This is a genomic window from Bacillus sp. HMSC036E02 (genome assembly GCF_001836235.1).
Taxonomy (GTDB): Bacteria; Bacillota; Bacilli; order Bacillales; family Bacillaceae_G; genus Bacillus_A; species Bacillus_A cereus.
Genome location: NZ_KV827802.1, coordinates 137,803 through 154,631, shown reverse-complemented (window position 1 = coordinate 154,631; position 16,829 = coordinate 137,803). Strand labels below are relative to the sequence as shown.

Genomic DNA, 16,829 nt, shown 5'->3' with positions numbered 1-16,829 from the left:
AAAGAAAAATTAAAAGAAGAGGGGGGACAAGTCCCTCCTCTTTGTTTACAATATAGGGAGATTATAAGTAAGTATACAGTGGCGTTTAATGGTTCATAGAAACAATATTAAGAGGAGCAGAAATATGATCAACACCACTTTTAAATAAAGAGGATTTATTAAAATATCCTATCATGTTAACAACAAATTCACATGAATCTTTATAAAGCATTATGACCAACTATGAATCAATAGTTGGCCATAATGACCTTAAAGATCCATATCTTTTAATCCAGGACTATGCTCATTTGGCATTTCAGGAAGTTCTGGTACAGGAAAACCTTTTGGCGGGTCAGTTACTGCTAATGTTCCTTTGTTTCTACTTGGTGATTCACCTTGGAATATTTCTCCCATTCTTGTTGGATCTAAACTAAAATTAAATTGTGCGTTATGGAATCCCATGTCTACATACTTTCTGCACTCTGGGTATTTATTAATATCATAGTTGGGCACAGGGAAGAGTTTCCCCCATTCAACACCCAATGTCTCTAAAGCTTTTGCGAAAGCATTTTGATGTGCATTATCACGTACAATTAAAAATGCAAGTGTTTCTCTAAAAGTTTGATTGGAACTCATTTCATAAATTCTAGTTTTTTGAAGTACACCTGTAGATTCAAGTACTACGTTATCTAATAAATCGCTAATTAAGTTTCCATGACTATATACCCAAGAGCCATTCCATGGGTTGCCAGCTGCATCAACAGGCAATGAACTTTGAGCACCTACAATAAAGTGGTGAGGATTTGCATGTTTAACCGCTTCATCAAGTGGTGCTGTGTCAATACCAGCATTTCCTGGCGTAGGTTCACCAGATCCAGTTAATAGTTGATTAATTGTATGTTGTACAAGTTCTACATGGCTTATTTCCTCTAAAAAAACACCTCGAAGTAAATCACGATATTGCTTCTCTTTACCTCTAAAATTTGAGCTTTGGAAGAAGTATTGCATCATTGTACGCATTTCGCCATAATGCCCACCTAATATTTCTTGTAAAACTTTTGCAGCAGCTGGGTCTGGTTTATCCGGCTTAATCATATTAATTATTTCTTCTTTATAATAAAACATGAAGGACACCTCTTTTTAAGTTAGTTAACATTGTTATCGTGTCCGCTATTTGGTTAATTAATACTTTAATTCATTTTTTTACCAATTAATTATTACCTCAAAATGCAAAGTTTTTGGAAATAACTATTTTAGATGTGAGATGAAAATGGGGGATAGATACTTAGCATTTAATAAAAAGATAAGATTATGAAATGTAATCCTATCTTTTTATTAAGAATAATGAATTGTAGCTTCAAGGTTTCAGAATGACTTTTATACAGTCATCTTCACGATTATTAAAAATTTGATAACCGTAGCTCGCTTCTTCAAGGGGGATTTTGTGTGTAATAATCTCTTTTGGGTCAAATTCTTTATTTGTTATTTTTTCAAATAGTTCTGGCATAAAATGAATAACAGGTGCTTGTCCCATTTTAAGATTAATATTTCTAACCCAAAATGCCCCGAGTGGGAATGCATTATAATTGCCACCATAAACACCAGTCATTTGAACCGTCCCGTATTTTCTTACGGCTTTCGTAGCAATTTGAATAGGGCCGAGAGTTCCACCTTGTAATTTCAATTTTTGTTCTAGAAATTCTAGTGTTGATTTTTTTCCATCCATGCCTACGCAATCAATGACTACATCGGCGCCGCCATGTGTAATTTCCTTTAAATGTTCTCCCATATCAGGGAACTTTGTAAACTCAAATACCTCAACATTGTTAATCTTTTTTGCATAATGTATCCGATAATCTAAGTAATCCACTGCAATTACACGTTTAGCGCCTTGCATCCAAGCAAATTTTTGTGTCATTAACCCAACAGGTCCACAACCAAGGACGATAACAGTATCACCTGGCTTAACGCCTGCGTTTATTACACTCCAATAGGCTGTAGGTAAAACATCTGATAAAAATAGTAGGGATTCATCTTCAAGCTCGCATGATTCCGGTATAACAAATGGAGTGAAATTTCCAAATGGAACTTTTAAATATTCTGCTTGTCCGCCTGGATGATTACCAAATTTCTCCGTATAACCAAAGTATCCACCAGAATCGTAATGAGGGTTTGAGTTATCACATTGACTTTCCATTTCATGTTGGCAATAGAAACAATGTCCACAAGAAACGTTGAAGGGGATGACAACACGATCGCCTTTTTTCACTTTAGTGACATCTGGCCCGACTTCTTCAACGATTCCCATTGGTTCATGGCCGATAATGTATCCTTGAGGTAAGGGCATGTTACCTTGATATAAATGTAAATCAGAACCGCAAATAGCGGTTGAAGTAATCCTTACAATAATATCATCTTTTTTCTCTAACTTTGCATCATCAACTTGTTTAACTTGTACTTGATTTGGTCCTTGATAGGTTACAGCTTTCATCTCATATCTCCTTTTGGATTATGTCTCAAAACATAATTTTATTTAATCTCTTGGTGAAATAGAAATCTTGCTTTTATTTACTGAAGGGAATTAGGAAGTATACATAGTGTTGTTATGAAAGTATGTTATATCAGTTATTCTTTCTTATATGTTTTGCCCTACTTTAAGAAAAAAATCAATTTTTATTCATAAACTAATTTCCATAAAAAGGATAATTATTTTTTCATAATTTGTAACATATTAAAAACATCGGAGGTGAAATAATATGGCAAACAATAATAGTGGAAATCGTAATGAATTGTTAGTTCGAGGCGCTGAACAGGCTCTTGATCAAATGAAATATGAAATTGCACAAGAGTTTGGTGTACAACTTGGTGCAGATACAACAGCTCGTGCAAACGGATCTGTTGGTGGTGAAATTACAAAACGTTTAGTAGCAATGGCTGAACAACAACTTGGTGGTAGAGCTAATCGCTAAGTGAATTGGTATAAAATATAGCAAATATGTAAATCAATTTCTTTTGTGTATTTATAAAAATAAAAAACCTTATATTAAACAGATTCTCACTCAAAGATTATTGATAATCTTCTTTCATAATCTTTGAGTATTTAATTTGTAAACTACTTTCCTAAACAAAAAACACGCAGTGTTGGAAAGGTGTTTTCCATGCATAGTAGAAAATCTTTTGCAGGAAAAAGCATACTTAAAAATTTGATTTCAATATTGAAATCAATATTTATTATGATATTTTCGAAAGGTAGGAATTTAAAAATGGGTATATTAAGTGGAAATCCTCAAAATGAACCTTTACATTACGGAGAAGTATTTGACATTTGGAGTTATCTTCTTGCTGCACAGGGTGCAATTGCAAGTCATCAAGTATTTATGAATCATACAGGTGATGAAGATTTGAAGAAGTTTTTAGAAGGCTTAATTGAAAATGATATGAATTCGGAAATAGAAGAATTAAAAGCTCTTTTAAAGATTAATGGCGTAGCATTACCGCCTGCTCCTCCAGAACGACCAGTTGCATCTATCGAAGACATTCCCCCAGGGGCACGTATTAATGATGTTGAAATAGCAGCAGCTGTTTCTACAGGATTAGCAGCTGGACTTGTGACATGTAGTCAAGTGATGGGAAAATGTCTTCGAGAAGATGTAGGGATGCTATTTGGACAATTTCATATGAAAAAAGCGCAAGCAGGTGTAACGTTGCTGCGTTTAAGTAAGAAAAAAGGGTGGGTAGTTCCACCTCCGTTACATGTAAGAAATTCTGATCAAGCTTAATAAACAAAAATAAAAAAGTGGCATTGGCCACTTTTTTATTTTTTAGATGTATCCTCAAGCTTGGATTTATTTATTGTGGAAGAATCTATATATTCATCTGATATTTCCATAACATATTTATCATGATGAATATGATTGCGATTTTTTAATTCATCGTCGTTACGTAGCACTAGCCTCTTCATATAAATATGGAAGAAAACTTCTGTTCCACCAATAATTAAAGCGGCTATAAATGAAGAAAGTCCAATGTTACGAGTAGCATCTAAATTAGTAAACAAGGATGTTAGTAACCAAGTTCCGAAAAAGCTTAAGCCGAAATCTGCCATTGTAGCAATCATATTTCCGTATTTAGGTAAAATGAAGAGGTCTCCAATTAAATAGGCAGCTCCCGTAAGAAAAAGAGAAATTAGTAATACTCTAGGAATTGAAATGCCTTGAAAGATACTGAGCATGATTAGCAATACTGCAGTTATCGCTGTGTATTTAATTAATAAGGCAACAATATGTTTCATCATTTTCCTCCATTGTTTAAACGTATATGGAATACAATATTTCATTAAAAACGGATTATGCTTTTATATAGCGTAACCCGTTTTAATCACCCCTTAATGGTAAGAAGTACAACCTGGGTAAGAAGCAGGCTTATACTATGGATAGTATTTGCGGAATATCGAGCTTTATTCATAAAGGGTAGTTCCATTCTTATAATAGAGATGTTGCCTAAGTACAGTGTTTTTTCATATTAAACTTAATATTCGTTGGTGTTTTGATTCATTAATATAAAAATAAACAAAGTATTTCCGCATTTAATGCATCTTTTTATCTATATATTTTCCGTAATCAGGTACAGCAATTTTATCAAATTCTTGAACGAGTGTTTTGAGGCTTGTTGATAGCAATTCACCTGACATTGGTATCCCATGTCCAGTAATAGCGACTAGAGGCTTTAATTCTTCTAATTTAATGACTGATTCTTTAGCTGCTTTCCAGTCTGTTGTTAAATAACGAGGGGGTCCGCTTATTTCCTGTTCTTGAGTTATTACTTTATACAGATACTCCTGTTTCACTGTAACAAAAGCGTCCCCAGCAATTAAAGTTCGGTCTTTCTCTCTGAATAATGAAATATGCCCAGGAGTATGCCCTGATGTATGAATCCATCTAAACTCTGGCATATGGGGAACAGTTCCATCGGTAGGTAGTGCTTTTACGCTATTTCCTAAATCAATCGGTTCATTAGGGAACAGGGGAGACATTTTCGCTACCATACCACCTTCAACTGTAGGGTCTGGTTCTGGATAGCTTTGTTGTCCAGTCAAAAACGGTATCTCCATTTGATGGGCATAGACTGGAACATCCCAATATTTAATGAGTTCAATTATTCCTCCAACATGATCAAAATGCCCATGAGTTAAAATAATTGCTTTTGGGCGACTATTGGTACCAAATCGATCTTCAGCGATAGAGATAATTTCATTTGCACATTTAGGCATTCCAGCATCAACTAAAACAAAATCATTGGTCTTAGGATTTCCAACAAAGCATATATTGACGATTTGAATCGTGTAACAAAATAAATCAGGTAATACTTCGAGGCCATGACCACTTTCAATTGAAGTTGCTGGAATAAACTTGTAATCACTTCCATAATTCATTTCCTTGTCCACCTTTTATCCCCCTTAATATGTTTCAATACGACATTATAGTTCCCTAATTTCTCAAATCCATTTTGGGGGATTTGAGAAAAGAATTAGTGGGGATTACAAAAAATAAAAATTAAGGTGGAGACATATCAATTTATATAAAGTGCAAACAGAAAATATTGATTTTACAAGTGTAGTTTTTACTATTTTTTGAGGAGGGGTTATGAGTTAATAAAAGGTTCATCTGAATATTTTAATGTAGGTTTATAAAGAATACAGAACAGTAGCTAATAGAAATCCATTAAATGAGGCGATTACTTGTACCCATGCTTTTCATAATCGAAGGATATTTAAGTTTTGTGATGTAATTGAGATTGAGTAAATTATGCTTTTCAATAGCTATTAACAGCCCTTTCAGTGATACTAATATCTCTTACTAGCTATATGATATATTCTATTTTTTATCTAACTAACGCTCTTAGTGTAGTTGGTGTCCTTGCATTGAGTACTTCATGGTTTTTATTCATTTTCACATGTTTCATCCGAAAGAAAAACGGAAATCCCTTCTTTATTAGAGATAGGAAATTCCGGTTCATCTTTTTTATAAACAGTTCAATTGTATTTCAAATTCACATGATGATTCGGTAAATCACCTTGGATAAAGTAGGCTTTATTGATAGCGAATCTGTATTTCTTGATTAATTACTGCCTATTCCTCATACATCATTTTCCTCGTCATTCCACCGTCTACGACAAGGTTTATACCTGTAACAAAATCATTTTCACTGGCTGTTAAATACAGACAGGCTCGTGCAATATCATCTGGTTTTCCTACACGCTTTGATAGATGCTGTTCATGATCAATTTTACTTAATTTTGAATAATCTCCGGTTTCAATCCAACCTGGGGAAATAGCATTCACTGTAATCCTATCTTCGCTAAATGAGGCTGCGAGCGCATGTGTAATAGCAACGATCCCACCTTTTGTGGCAGCATAAGATTCTGAATTTGGCTCAGACATAATCGCCCTTGTAGAGGCGATATTCACAATAGATCCACCTTCTTTGTTATGACGCATATACTTTGCTGCTTCACGCGAACCCAAGAAAACACTTCTTAAGTTTGTATTGATCACATCGTCCCATTCTTCTAACGAAATATCGTAAGGGGACTTGAATAACTCTTTTCCTGCATTATTAATTAAAATATCTATCTGACCGTATGTTTGATTAGCTACTTCCATTAATCGAATAATATCTGTTTCCAGCCTTACATCTGTTTGTACGAAAAGTGCTTCTTTACCCTGTTCTTTCATCTTAGTAACTGTTTTTGCACCTGCTTTTTCGTCTATATCTGCTAAAATAACATTGGCCCCTTTTTCTGCATAATGTAAAGCAATTTCTCTCCCGATTCCATTTCCAGCCCCTGTTATGATCACTGATTTATTAGAAAAATTCATTGTAATTACACTCCTTTTAAAAAAATATAACGTCTTTATTTTTTTATATAACATACAAAAATTATCCTTCTGCATAACCAATAGTTAATTAATTATGCTAGTATTTTTACTCTTCACTAATAAAAGGAGTAATTATCTTTTTTTCATAAGAAGATAACACAATATTCGTTGATGGAGTACCATATTGCATTGAATCATCAATAAATTGTTCTAAACTTTCTACAGAATGTGTTGCTATTTTGACAATATAGCTAATTTCTCCTGCTACTCTATAACACTCGAGTACATCTGGATGATTATAGCAAAAGTTAGATAATGATTTACAATTTGTTGATTTAAACAGTATAAGTGCAGAAATTGGACGATTTATTTTTTTTAGAGAAACATGTGCATGGTAACCTTCAATAATTTGTTGTTCCTCTAACTTTCGTACTCGCTCAGTTACTGACGGGGAAGATAAGTGAACCGCTTCCGCTAAATCCTTCATTGAAATTTTTGCATTTGACTGTAATAGTCCCACGATTTTTTTATCAATTTGATCCATAAATTACCCAACCTTTTTTTATAAAATAGAATAACCTAAATTCTTTATAAAATAAAGCAGAACAATCAAATATCCTTATTGAACTTATTTATCAGCCTTCTATACTTGTATAAAATAAGGGTAGAAGGAGGCGGTTTACGATATGAAAAAGATTTTATTATTATTAGCTGACGGGTTTGAAGCAGTAGAAGCTAGTGTATTTACAGATGTACTAGGCTGGAATAAATGGGAGGGAGATGGATCAACCGAGGTCGTAACAGTTGGTCTTCGGAATAAATTAACTTGTACTTGGAATTTTACTGTCATACCGGAAAAAACGGTTGATGATATTCAATTAGATGAATTTGATGCACTAGCTATTCCAGGAGGATTTGAAGAGGCTGGTTTTTATCGGGATGCATACAGTAGAGAATTCTTACATGTTATTCAACATTTTTATGCCAAGCAGAAGCCTATTGCCAGTATTTGTGTTGCATCATTAACGCTTGGCAAAAGTGGAATTCTTGTAGATAAAAAAGCTACCACATACAGTCATCCAACGAGTAAACGAAAAGAGCAGTTAGAGAATTTTGGTGCAATAGTACAAAATGATTTAATAGTACAAGATGGAAATATTATTACATCATCAAATCCAGGCACAGCTTTTGATGTTGCGTTTTTATTACTTGAAAAATTAACATCTAAAAAGAATGCTGAACATGTAAAGGACCTTATGGGATTTTAGGCATTTATTCTTTTTGTGAGTTTTTTGTGCTTGCTAGAAGTAATGTGAAAAGTCGCCGTGCTCTAGCTCTATTTGCTGAACCCGAGGAAAAAGAAAAAGGGTTTGATTATTACAATACTTATAATAGGAGAATTTTTATGATTATAACACTTTTCACATATATATTGTTAGGTTTATCTTTAGCGATACCTGCAGGTGCTATGACAGTCCAAATGACGAAACAAGGAATGAGAAATGGTTTCGTACATGGTTGGTTTGTAGGTATAGGAGGAATGACTGTAGATTTATCTTTAATAGTTCTGATTTATCTAGGGTTCTCTAGTGTATTAACCAACCCATGGGTAGAAACAGTTATGTGGCTACTAGGTTTTGTATTTTTAATGTTTATTGGAATAGAAAGTATTAAAGAGGCAAAGTCAGAAGTTAACATGGAGGGAGAAGATCCTAATAAATCTTTATTATCAGCTTATTTATCTGGTTTTATGATTGCTATATCACCGGCTAATATTGTATTTTGGATAGGGGTCTTTGGTCCGGTTCTAGTTTCTTCATTAGGTAATGCAAGCACATCTACATTTATATTAATAGCTGTAGGTATTTTATTAGGTATCTTAATGCATGATATGATCTTATTAAGCTTTGTTCATTTTACTAGACGTTTTCTAAATCCAACCTTTATTAAAAGGGTATCTATATTTGCCGCAATAGTTCTATTCGGATTTAGTGGTTATTTTGGGTACGAGTTTATAAAACAAGTAATGACTTTTATCTCAAAAGCATAGTTCTTATAAACTTAAATAGGGTGGTTATAATGTAAATGAAAAAGATACGTATTTTAAACGTAACATAATTGTAAATATGTTATATCACGTAGGCAACCCCTTAGGAATCCATTGATCCCTAAGGGGTCTTTAAATTCCTTACACGTAGCCTTTAGAAAAAAGAAACAATCTCAACTATAATTGATGTTGTATGAGCTTAGCTCGATAGCTGGGGTACTACCCGCATTTTAACGAAAATATACGCTAAGCAAATTTCGATATAAAAGAAGCCAAATTTTCTACTTTAAGAAACTTTCGGCTTCAATTCGTTATAAGTTAGTTGCCACTTCGTTTTCTCCATATTCTTTCACTATTTTATAAAAAGTATTTTTCTTTAGTTTCAATAGCCCCGAACTTAATTCCCGTTAATTCTCCATTTTTCCACTTTAGATAAGTTTCTTCTATAGTTCATGTGTTGGAGGGAGTGTGAGGCTCCGATCTTGCATTCCATTTTTTTATTCTCTTCGAAAATTCTTCTTATGTAATCTGTTGCGATTGATTGTAAACAAGTTCTAGTGATACATTTGCAGTTGTCTTTTAACATATTCTTGTTGTTTTGAGTTTGATTTTTTGATCATATTAATCACAGCATCGAATTCGAAAAAGAAATGTTTTTTTGTTAACTTCAATGATAAAAACATCATTTTGAACAGGATTTTCAAAGAAAAATTGCTCAAAGAATGTAGGGTGGGTCTCGTTATGCACAAGTTTTAACATAGATTATTGTTCCTTTAACTGTATGATTTTATATTGTGTTACCTAATAATATGTTTAAGATGGAGTAGCACTACATCGCTATTAAGCTAAGAAATACATTCTTTCTCAACACGAAAAAAATGAACTGAATTTCTATGGACAACTATGAAAGGATAAAATTTTCGTTTTGGGGATACTTCAAAACCTTAGGTTGGTGGGCATGTATGGAGTGCCCCAAAATTGATCCTTTTATTATTAGATATTATTTGCTGAAAAAAGCTTGCCATTAATGAAAATGGCAAGCTTTTTATCTCTATGAGCAATATTTAACTACATTAAATTAGAAATTAATTAGCTCGTTCTAATTTTTATATAAAAGGAAGCAAAATCGTAATTAACGTATTTTGTAGATATTTCCTCTTTCTAATAGTCATAAGTGTAATGACTATTCTTTCCAAGGTGAATGTAAAACGCAATCACAGAAATTTTTGCGTTTAAAGCCTGGAAGAAGTAACGAGCAAACATCTGCTTTAATGTTTCCAAAAGTAGTTTCAGGTTTATGAGCGAAACCTTCAAGGAAAGCAGGAAGGATTTTTTGTTTGAAATTATCTCGAGGGAAAGCAGATACAACTTGCTCGCGAATTTCCTCTGAAATTTCGTCATATCCATCCCCCATAACATCGTATCCTACTCCAGAATAAATTAATGAAACTTGGGGTTCTTTATATTCAGCAATTCCAATCGTTGTGTGAAGTGCAATCGAATCCCAAACCAGTCTAATTGACTCATTATCCATGCCATGTTGTTGCAGAAAACTACGTGCAGCATTTGCACCATCTACTTCAAAACGTTTGTCTGGACTACTAAATTTCTTTGTAAGTCCAAGATCATGGAATAGAGCGCTAACATATAATAGCTCTTCGTCATACTTAAGATTAGCTTTTTTCCCTTGAAGAGCACCGAATAAGTAAACACGATTTGAATGATTCCAAAGTAAATCGTTACCATATTCACGAAGAATTTCTTGCGCCTCTACTGCTATTTTACTATCTGGAATTACTATACCTGCAACTGTTTTTTGCATATAAATTGCCTCCTATAAATAATTGATATTGTCCATTTTCTTGCTAGCTCATGAGCTTAACTTAATTATATAAAGCATCTATTATTTATCAATATAATCATTTCTATCGTTTTCATAGAAAGTATCTATGATTAAGGTTTCAATAAATCATAAAGAAACAAACTCAAATAACTACTTTTAACTTAAAAAATTTTGGCGCCTCCTATTTCACGAATTAAATTTATCCTTAATATATAAATGTTTTATGTACTCAAAATAATAGATGTCATCTATGCTAACTATAGAAATTATAGAATTGATTAATAGTTGACTGAGAGTTAAACTGAAGTTGCTTTACAAGATAGCAATACGAAATGATAAGTAACTTTAATAGATAAAAATTTCACGATAAGGGGTATATAAAGTATCTTGTAAAGCGTGGTTTTAAACGTAAGGATATCTGTATATGTTTAGGTTAGAACTTAAAGGTAATCCTTTGAATCCATTATGCTTTTGCAAAAGAGGACTAGTGTGAAATGAAGTTATTTTCTTGTAGTGAATGGCTTTCATTCTTCTATGTATATTAATAAAAGTAATGAAAGCTTGTTGATGGCAAAGATTATATTATCAATGTTTGCTTTATGTTTTTTAGGAAGCCAATGTTTTTTATTTCATTTAAGTATTTGAATGTGTTTTAGCTAGTTCGCTATTGCAAAGTAGATGGGAGGAATAATAAATGGAGGTTTTTCATTCTGGAGAGCGTACTGTACACGATTTACTAGGTGTACAAAAGATTGCAAACTCTGCAAGTACAATGATTCAACAGACACTCCCAAAGAAGTTCATGAATTTTCTCAATGGACAGAATTCATTCGTGATGTCTTCTATGGATCAAAGAGGAAGAGTTTGGAGTTCATTTTTAGCAGGAAATCTTGGTATCATACAAGCTATTGAAGCCGACATAGTTAAAATCAATACAAAAATAAACGAAGGTGACCCTTTATTTCTAAATATTTTACAACATAAAGAAGTAGGGATTTTAGTAATTGATTTTGCTTCCAGAATAAGAATACGAATAAATGGTAAGGTTTCGATAGTTTATCCAGATGGAAACTTTGAAATCAAAATTGAACAAGTATTCGGTAATTGTCCTAAATATATACAGGCGAGAAGATTCGAATATAAAGCTGTTGAAGAAATTGTAAATAAGAAACTTCATCCACTTAACACTTTAAATAAAAAGCAACAGAATTGGATTAGTGAATCCGATACTTTTATTATTGCAAGTGCAAGTTTTGAGGGAAAGATGGACATTTCCCATAGGGGTGGGATGCCAGGATTTGTTCATGTCATTAATGAAAAATCAATTGTATTTCCAGATTACTCAGGAAATATGTTGTTCAATACCTTAGGAAATATTGTTCAAAATCCCAATGTTGGGTTACTGTTTTTTGATTTTAATACTGGTGGTACATTACAAATCACAGGAGAAGCAAGTATCATTTGGAACATTGATCAAGATATTCTCTCAAAGTTCCCTGGTGCACAACGTTTAGTACAATTTCAAATAATTGAAGTACTTGAAGTACCTTGTTATGAATCTTATAATTGGGAGTTCTTGAATTATTCTACTTTCAATCCAAAATAGAAAAGGCGGGAAAATAATATGCAAATTAATATCACTGTTACAGAAGCGGCTATTAAACATTTCGAAAGTTTAGAGACTAAATATCCTAACCATTTTCGATTTCTACAATATGAAATGGGAGGCTGCGGGCGTCCATTGGATGGGGTTGTAAGAATACAATTAATTAAATCAGATGTAGGTTTCGAAGAAATTCAAACAAACTGGAAATCGTTTTATATAAACAAAGCCTCATTAGCTTTTCTTGATGATAATTTAACTATTGATTTCTTTGAAGGATTTCAAATTAGAAGCTCTAGTCAAACTTATAGTCACAACATCCCTTTAGAAATTGAAAAATAAGGGTACTCATTGTTAAATAGATAGAAATCTTTAAGTTGAAAGGTGAAATAAATCATATATAGCCAACAAAATTTTTGTAAGGGAAAGGCTATAGGACATTAAATATACCCACTAAGCAAAATTATTATCGAATCTCAAGTAACAAAAGCGTAATTTTCTCTAGTAAATTTAATTAGAGAAAGTTACGTTTTTTTATAAATGAAGGAATAGAACATTTAGGCAATAATACAGTAAAGGGAGAGTATGGAGCGAGTATAAGGCTGAAAAATTAAGGATTTCTTATAATATGAATAAAGATATGCAAAGAAATATAATTATTTTTTTAAAAAAGGAGATTATTTTTATATGGAATTAAGACAGTTAGAGTATTTCATGACACTTTATAAAGAACTTCATTTTACAAAAGCAGCAGATAAGCTAGGTATTACGCAACCTACATTAAGCCATCAAATTAAAGCTCTTGAAGACGAAATAGGTATGCCGTTATTTGACCGCATGGGAAAGAAAATAGCCATCACTGACGTTGGTTCTATTTTAGCCAACGAATGTAAAAATATTTTTAATGCATTAGATAATGTAAAAGAACAAATCAGTGAATTAAAGGAGATAAAAGGAGGTAACATTGCAATTGCCACTTTGCCTGGCGAACTAACAGACTTAGTCTCCACTTTATTATTAGATTTTCATAAAAATTATCCGGAGGTAACAGTAAAAATTATAAGTTCAGATGAAATACTAGAATTAATAAACCAGAATCAGGTTAATTTTGCTGTTACAATTGATTCTTCCGAGTACGTATTCGAAGATGAAAAAATTGTAAAAATACCATTATACACAGAAGAGTTATTTTTAGTGGTATCAAATAACCACTCACTAGTTAATGAACAAGAAATACAATTCTCAGGATTGAATAAATTACCATTAATCTTGTTCCCAGACAGTCATGAATGTAGAAAGTTATTGAATTATACATGTTTACCACAAAAAATAAACTTGTCTCCAATTATTGAGACCTCTAGTATCGAATCGTTATTTGATCTTGTTAGAAATGGATTTGGAGTGACAATTGTCTCTAAAACTTTACTTGATATTACTGTAGATAATGATGTATTAGCAATTCCTATAGTAAATCCTACAATTAGTAGGAAAGTTAACCTTATTTTACGTAGAGATAAATTTATTGGGTTTGGCACTAGAAATTTTATTGAATTGCTTACAAATGAAATTATAAAATTAGGATTTCCTATTTCTGAACAAAGTAAAGAACAGATTAGAAAATTAATTAAATAGTGATTGAATTTCGAATAACTATTAGAGGGGAGATAGAACATATCTATCATTATAATAGAAAAAGTAACATTGCTCTATCTTGTTATAGATATATAATTTAATTAAAGTTTCAATTAGTTTAGATCATCAAAAAAATGTCTTTTTTATCTAAATTTCTTAGAACTTATTTGTGAAGCTTTAATTGACGAGCGTATTTTTTTGACTTTTATTGAAAGTGGATTACACTATAAAAATTTTAGAGAGTAGATAATTTGAAAGTAGGTAAAAAAATGTGTGGCTATGTAGGGTGCTTGTATAATACTGCAAAAAGATATTCAGAAACAGAAAAAATAAAATTTGAAAATATGACGAATCTGTTATACCACCGTGGTCCGGATGACCAAGGATATTTTCGTGATGAGCATGTTCAATTTGGGTTTAGACGGTTAAGTATTATTGATTTGGATGCGGGACATCAACCGCTAGCATATGAAAATGAACGCTATATACTTATGTTCAATGGTGAAATTTATAATTATATAGAATTACGTGAAATGTTAATTAAACAGGGAGCATGTTTTTCAACTCAGTCAGATACGGAAGTTATTGTTGCGTTATATGCCCAAGTAAAAGAAGAATGTGTGAATTATCTTCGTGGAATGTATACTTTTGTTATTTGGGACCGTCAAGAGAAAAAATTATTTGGTGCTCGCGATCATTTTGGAATTAAACCACTTTACATTGCACAACAGAACGATATAACTTTCTTCGCATCTGAAAAGAAAAGTATCTTACATGTAATGCAAGATAAGGGTGTGAATCCAACTGCTCTTCAACATTATTTTACGTACCAATACGGACCAGAACCAGAAACATTAACAAATGATATTAATAAAATTGAACCTGGTCATTATTTCATAAAAGAAATTGGAAAAGAGCTAGAGGTTTATCGCTACTGGAAACCATATTTCAATGCTTCAGATATCAAAAAAGAGGAACACATTCGAGCAATTCGTGATGTATTATATGACTCAGTAAAAGTACATATGCGCAGTGATGTTCCAGTAGGTGCATTCTTATCAGGCGGGATTGACTCATCTATTATTGCTTCTATTGCAAAAGAAATAAATCCAAATCTCCTAACATTCTCTGTTGGTTTTGAGCACCGTGGATTTAGTGAAATAGATGTAGCGAAAGAAACTGCTGAGAAATTAGGAGTAAAAAACTATAGTGTGTTGGTAACACCACAAGAATTTATGAATGAATTCCCAAAAATCATGTGGCACATGGATGATCCATTAGCAGATCCAGCAGCAGTACCATTGTACTTTGTTGCAAAAGAAGCACGTAAACATGTAACAGTTGTTCTGTCTGGTGAAGGTTCAGACGAGCTATTTGGCGGATATAATATTTATCGTGAGCCAAACTCTTTAAAAATGTTCTCATACATTCCCACTTCTGGGAGAACGGTTTTAAAAGCTTTAAGTGGAGTACTTAAAGAAGGGTTTAAAGGGAAAAGCTTTCTAGAGCGTGGATGTACACCAATTGAAGAACGTTATTATGGTAATGCAAAGATCTTCCGTGAAGAAGAGAAAATTAAGTTAATAAAGTCTTACAATGAAAGTGTTAACTATAAGGATGTAACCAAACCACTGTATAATGAAATTAACGATTATGATGATGTAAGTAAAATGCAATACATTGATATGTACACATGGTTACGTGGAGATATTTTATTAAAAGCAGATAAAATGTCTACAGCTCACTCACTAGAATTACGTGTTCCATTTCTAGATAAAGAAGTCTTTGATGTAGCTTCTAAAATTCCAACAGAATTAAAAATTGCCAATAGAACTACAAAGGCTATTTTACGTGAAGCCGTACGTGGTATCGTTCCAGATCATGTACTAGATCGTAAGAAACTCGGTTTTCCAGTGCCAATCCGTCATTGGTTAAAAGATGAAATGTATGACTGGGCTCTGAATATTATTAAAGAGAGTAAAACCGAACATTTAATTGATAAAAAATATGTATTAAACTTACTGGAGGCACATTGCACAGATAAAGGTGATCATAGTCGTAAAATTTGGACAGTACTAACCTTTATGGTATGGCATCAAATTTATATAGAACATACATATGATACAAATTTATTTAGTGAAGAGTGTCGAGTATATAATTTAGTTTAAATTTATATGTCCATCAATTTAAGAATTATATAACGCCTTCAAACAAAACTGTCCATTTTTACTTGGAGGGAAAGCATCAACAAAACGTGAATTTCGTACGCTAAGCAATTTTTAACATAGAAAAGGCCGATTCCCTGTACGCTAAGGGAATTGGCTTTTTTATTAGTGTAAGAAACATTCAACCAATCATTACATATCATCATTAAAATACGAACGTATATACTTCAATAACAGCTAACCAAATGATAGGAAAAATACTGTAGTATATTTAACCGTTTGCTAGTATGCCAGAGCAGTTCGTCTGTATTAAAGAAATGATACAGGAGCAAACAAAGATCCCACGCCCAATCTTAACGCAAGATGCAAAAGAAAGGATTGAAAATAAGCTGTTAAATTCATATTTAGGGTGAAGAAGAGGTTTTACTTACATATTATAAAAATAGCTATCTATATAAAAATTACATAACAGTAGCAGGTATAAATCCAGTAAATAAGACAATTGCTTGTACTGATGCTTTTCATAATCAAAGGATGTTTAAGTTTGGTGATGTAGTTGAAGTGAATTAGAGGAGGAATATCTCTTCCTAAGTTAATTATATCATGTAAATCAAGTTCGAAATAGACTGTTTATTCTCGTTTACTACTGATACAATCAAGAACACACGTAAAGTAAGGAGAG

The 16,829-nt window shown here is 32.5% G+C and carries 15 protein-coding genes and 1 pseudogene; 9 read left to right on the top strand and 7 right to left on the bottom strand.

The window, feature by feature from the left end; genetic code table 11:
• Positions 1-249: 249 nt before the first annotated feature.
• Both HMPREF2590_RS01785 and HMPREF2590_RS01780 read right to left on the bottom strand, forming a co-directional pair.
• Positions 250-1,104, bottom strand: a complete 855-nt coding sequence (locus HMPREF2590_RS01785) for a manganese catalase family protein (protein WP_000500341.1) — start codon at positions 1,102-1,104, stop codon at positions 250-252.
• Between the two features lie 232 nt (positions 1,105-1,336).
• Entirely contained in the window at positions 1,337-2,470 is a 1,134-nt protein-coding gene (locus HMPREF2590_RS01780) for a zinc-dependent alcohol dehydrogenase (RefSeq protein ID WP_000649090.1), read from the bottom strand.
• A 265-nt stretch (positions 2,471-2,735) separates the two neighbouring features.
• Here HMPREF2590_RS01780 and sasP point away from each other — a divergent pair, with 265 nt between their 5' ends.
• Both sasP and HMPREF2590_RS01770 read left to right on the top strand, forming a co-directional pair.
• Positions 2,736-2,948 (top strand): small acid-soluble spore protein, SasP family, encoded by a 213-nt coding sequence (gene sasP / locus HMPREF2590_RS01775; RefSeq protein ID WP_000002832.1) that lies wholly within the window; start codon positions 2,736-2,738, stop codon positions 2,946-2,948.
• Positions 2,949-3,242: 294 nt separating this feature from the next.
• The gene (locus tag HMPREF2590_RS01770; protein ID WP_001986359.1) at positions 3,243-3,758 is read left to right on the top strand and encodes a DUF3231 family protein; all 516 of its coding nucleotides are present in this window, start codon (positions 3,243-3,245) and stop codon (positions 3,756-3,758) included.
• A 35-nt stretch (positions 3,759-3,793) separates the two neighbouring features.
• On the opposite strand, the gene HMPREF2590_RS01765 is transcribed toward HMPREF2590_RS01770, so the two are convergent.
• The 4 genes from HMPREF2590_RS01765 to HMPREF2590_RS01750 form a co-directional block, all read right to left on the bottom strand.
• Positions 3,794-4,270 (bottom strand): YndM family protein, encoded by a 477-nt coding sequence (locus HMPREF2590_RS01765; RefSeq protein ID WP_070861277.1) that lies wholly within the window; start codon positions 4,268-4,270, stop codon positions 3,794-3,796.
• 294 nt (positions 4,271-4,564) lie between these two features.
• Positions 4,565-5,422: an MBL fold metallo-hydrolase gene (locus tag HMPREF2590_RS01760; RefSeq protein WP_000356903.1), complete on the bottom strand. Its 858-nt coding sequence runs from the start codon at positions 5,420-5,422 to the stop codon at positions 4,565-4,567.
• Between the two features lie 685 nt (positions 5,423-6,107).
• On the bottom strand, positions 6,108-6,857 hold the full coding sequence (locus HMPREF2590_RS01755) for a glucose 1-dehydrogenase (RefSeq protein ID WP_001011723.1): 750 nt from the start codon (positions 6,855-6,857) through the stop codon (positions 6,108-6,110).
• A gap of 106 nt (positions 6,858-6,963) precedes the next feature.
• Positions 6,964-7,401: an Lrp/AsnC family transcriptional regulator gene (locus HMPREF2590_RS01750; RefSeq protein WP_000372089.1), complete on the bottom strand. Its 438-nt coding sequence runs from the start codon at positions 7,399-7,401 to the stop codon at positions 6,964-6,966.
• A gap of 142 nt (positions 7,402-7,543) precedes the next feature.
• Between HMPREF2590_RS01750 and HMPREF2590_RS01745 the strand changes: the two genes are divergently transcribed.
• Complete coding sequence (locus HMPREF2590_RS01745) at positions 7,544-8,125, top strand: DJ-1/PfpI family protein (RefSeq protein ID WP_000722335.1); 582 nt, start codon at positions 7,544-7,546, stop codon at positions 8,123-8,125.
• A gap of 137 nt (positions 8,126-8,262) precedes the next feature.
• A complete protein-coding gene (locus HMPREF2590_RS01740) occupies positions 8,263-8,907 on the top strand; it encodes a LysE family translocator (protein ID WP_000587495.1) in 645 nt (214 codons plus the stop codon).
• Between the two features lie 1,180 nt (positions 8,908-10,087).
• Here HMPREF2590_RS01740 and HMPREF2590_RS01735 read toward each other — a convergent pair.
• Positions 10,088-10,726 (bottom strand): HD domain-containing protein, encoded by a 639-nt coding sequence (locus HMPREF2590_RS01735; protein ID WP_001174225.1) that lies wholly within the window; start codon positions 10,724-10,726, stop codon positions 10,088-10,090.
• A gap of 715 nt (positions 10,727-11,441) precedes the next feature.
• Between HMPREF2590_RS01735 and HMPREF2590_RS01730 the strand changes: the two genes are divergently transcribed.
• The 5 genes and pseudogenes from HMPREF2590_RS01730 (at position 11,442) to HMPREF2590_RS01710 (ending at position 16,717) form a co-directional block, all read left to right on the top strand.
• Positions 11,442-12,353, top strand: coding sequence for a pyridoxamine 5'-phosphate oxidase family protein (locus tag HMPREF2590_RS01730; RefSeq protein WP_000451619.1), 912 nt, complete (start codon positions 11,442-11,444; stop codon positions 12,351-12,353).
• Positions 12,354-12,371: 18 nt separating this feature from the next.
• Positions 12,372-12,692 (top strand): iron-sulfur cluster biosynthesis family protein, encoded by a 321-nt coding sequence (locus HMPREF2590_RS01725; RefSeq protein ID WP_001166648.1) that lies wholly within the window; start codon positions 12,372-12,374, stop codon positions 12,690-12,692.
• A 345-nt stretch (positions 12,693-13,037) separates the two neighbouring features.
• A complete protein-coding gene (locus HMPREF2590_RS01720) occupies positions 13,038-13,982 on the top strand; it encodes a LysR family transcriptional regulator (protein WP_000423360.1) in 945 nt (314 codons plus the stop codon).
• A 269-nt stretch (positions 13,983-14,251) separates the two neighbouring features.
• Positions 14,252-16,150, top strand: a complete 1,899-nt coding sequence (asnB, locus tag HMPREF2590_RS01715) for an asparagine synthase (glutamine-hydrolyzing) (RefSeq protein ID WP_070861279.1) — start codon at positions 14,252-14,254, stop codon at positions 16,148-16,150.
• 284 nt (positions 16,151-16,434) lie between these two features.
• Positions 16,435-16,717, top strand: a pseudogene (locus tag HMPREF2590_RS01710) (YolD-like family protein).
• Positions 16,718-16,829 lie beyond the last annotated feature (112 nt).

Coding starts and splice junctions, on each gene's coding strand:
- HMPREF2590_RS01785 (WP_000500341.1), bottom strand. CDS start 1,104: ATGTTTTATTATAAAGAAGAAATAATTAATATGATTAAGCCGGATAAA.
- HMPREF2590_RS01780 (WP_000649090.1), bottom strand. CDS start 2,470: ATGAAAGCTGTAACCTATCAAGGACCAAATCAAGTACAAGTTAAACAA.
- sasP (WP_000002832.1), top strand. CDS start 2,736: ATGGCAAACAATAATAGTGGAAATCGTAATGAATTGTTAGTTCGAGGC.
- HMPREF2590_RS01770 (WP_001986359.1), top strand. CDS start 3,243: ATGGGTATATTAAGTGGAAATCCTCAAAATGAACCTTTACATTACGGA.
- HMPREF2590_RS01765 (WP_070861277.1), bottom strand. CDS start 4,270: ATGAAACATATTGTTGCCTTATTAATTAAATACACAGCGATAACTGCA.
- HMPREF2590_RS01755 (WP_001011723.1), bottom strand. CDS start 6,857: ATGAATTTTTCTAATAAATCAGTGATCATAACAGGGGCTGGAAATGGA.
- HMPREF2590_RS01750 (WP_000372089.1), bottom strand. CDS start 7,401: ATGGATCAAATTGATAAAAAAATCGTGGGACTATTACAGTCAAATGCA.
- HMPREF2590_RS01745 (WP_000722335.1), top strand. CDS start 7,544: ATGAAAAAGATTTTATTATTATTAGCTGACGGGTTTGAAGCAGTAGAA.
- HMPREF2590_RS01740 (WP_000587495.1), top strand. CDS start 8,263: ATGATTATAACACTTTTCACATATATATTGTTAGGTTTATCTTTAGCG.
- HMPREF2590_RS01735 (WP_001174225.1), bottom strand. CDS start 10,726: ATGCAAAAAACAGTTGCAGGTATAGTAATTCCAGATAGTAAAATAGCA.
- HMPREF2590_RS01730 (WP_000451619.1), top strand. CDS start 11,442: ATGGAGGTTTTTCATTCTGGAGAGCGTACTGTACACGATTTACTAGGT.
- HMPREF2590_RS01725 (WP_001166648.1), top strand. CDS start 12,372: ATGCAAATTAATATCACTGTTACAGAAGCGGCTATTAAACATTTCGAA.
- HMPREF2590_RS01720 (WP_000423360.1), top strand. CDS start 13,038: ATGGAATTAAGACAGTTAGAGTATTTCATGACACTTTATAAAGAACTT.
- asnB (WP_070861279.1), top strand. CDS start 14,252: ATGTGTGGCTATGTAGGGTGCTTGTATAATACTGCAAAAAGATATTCA.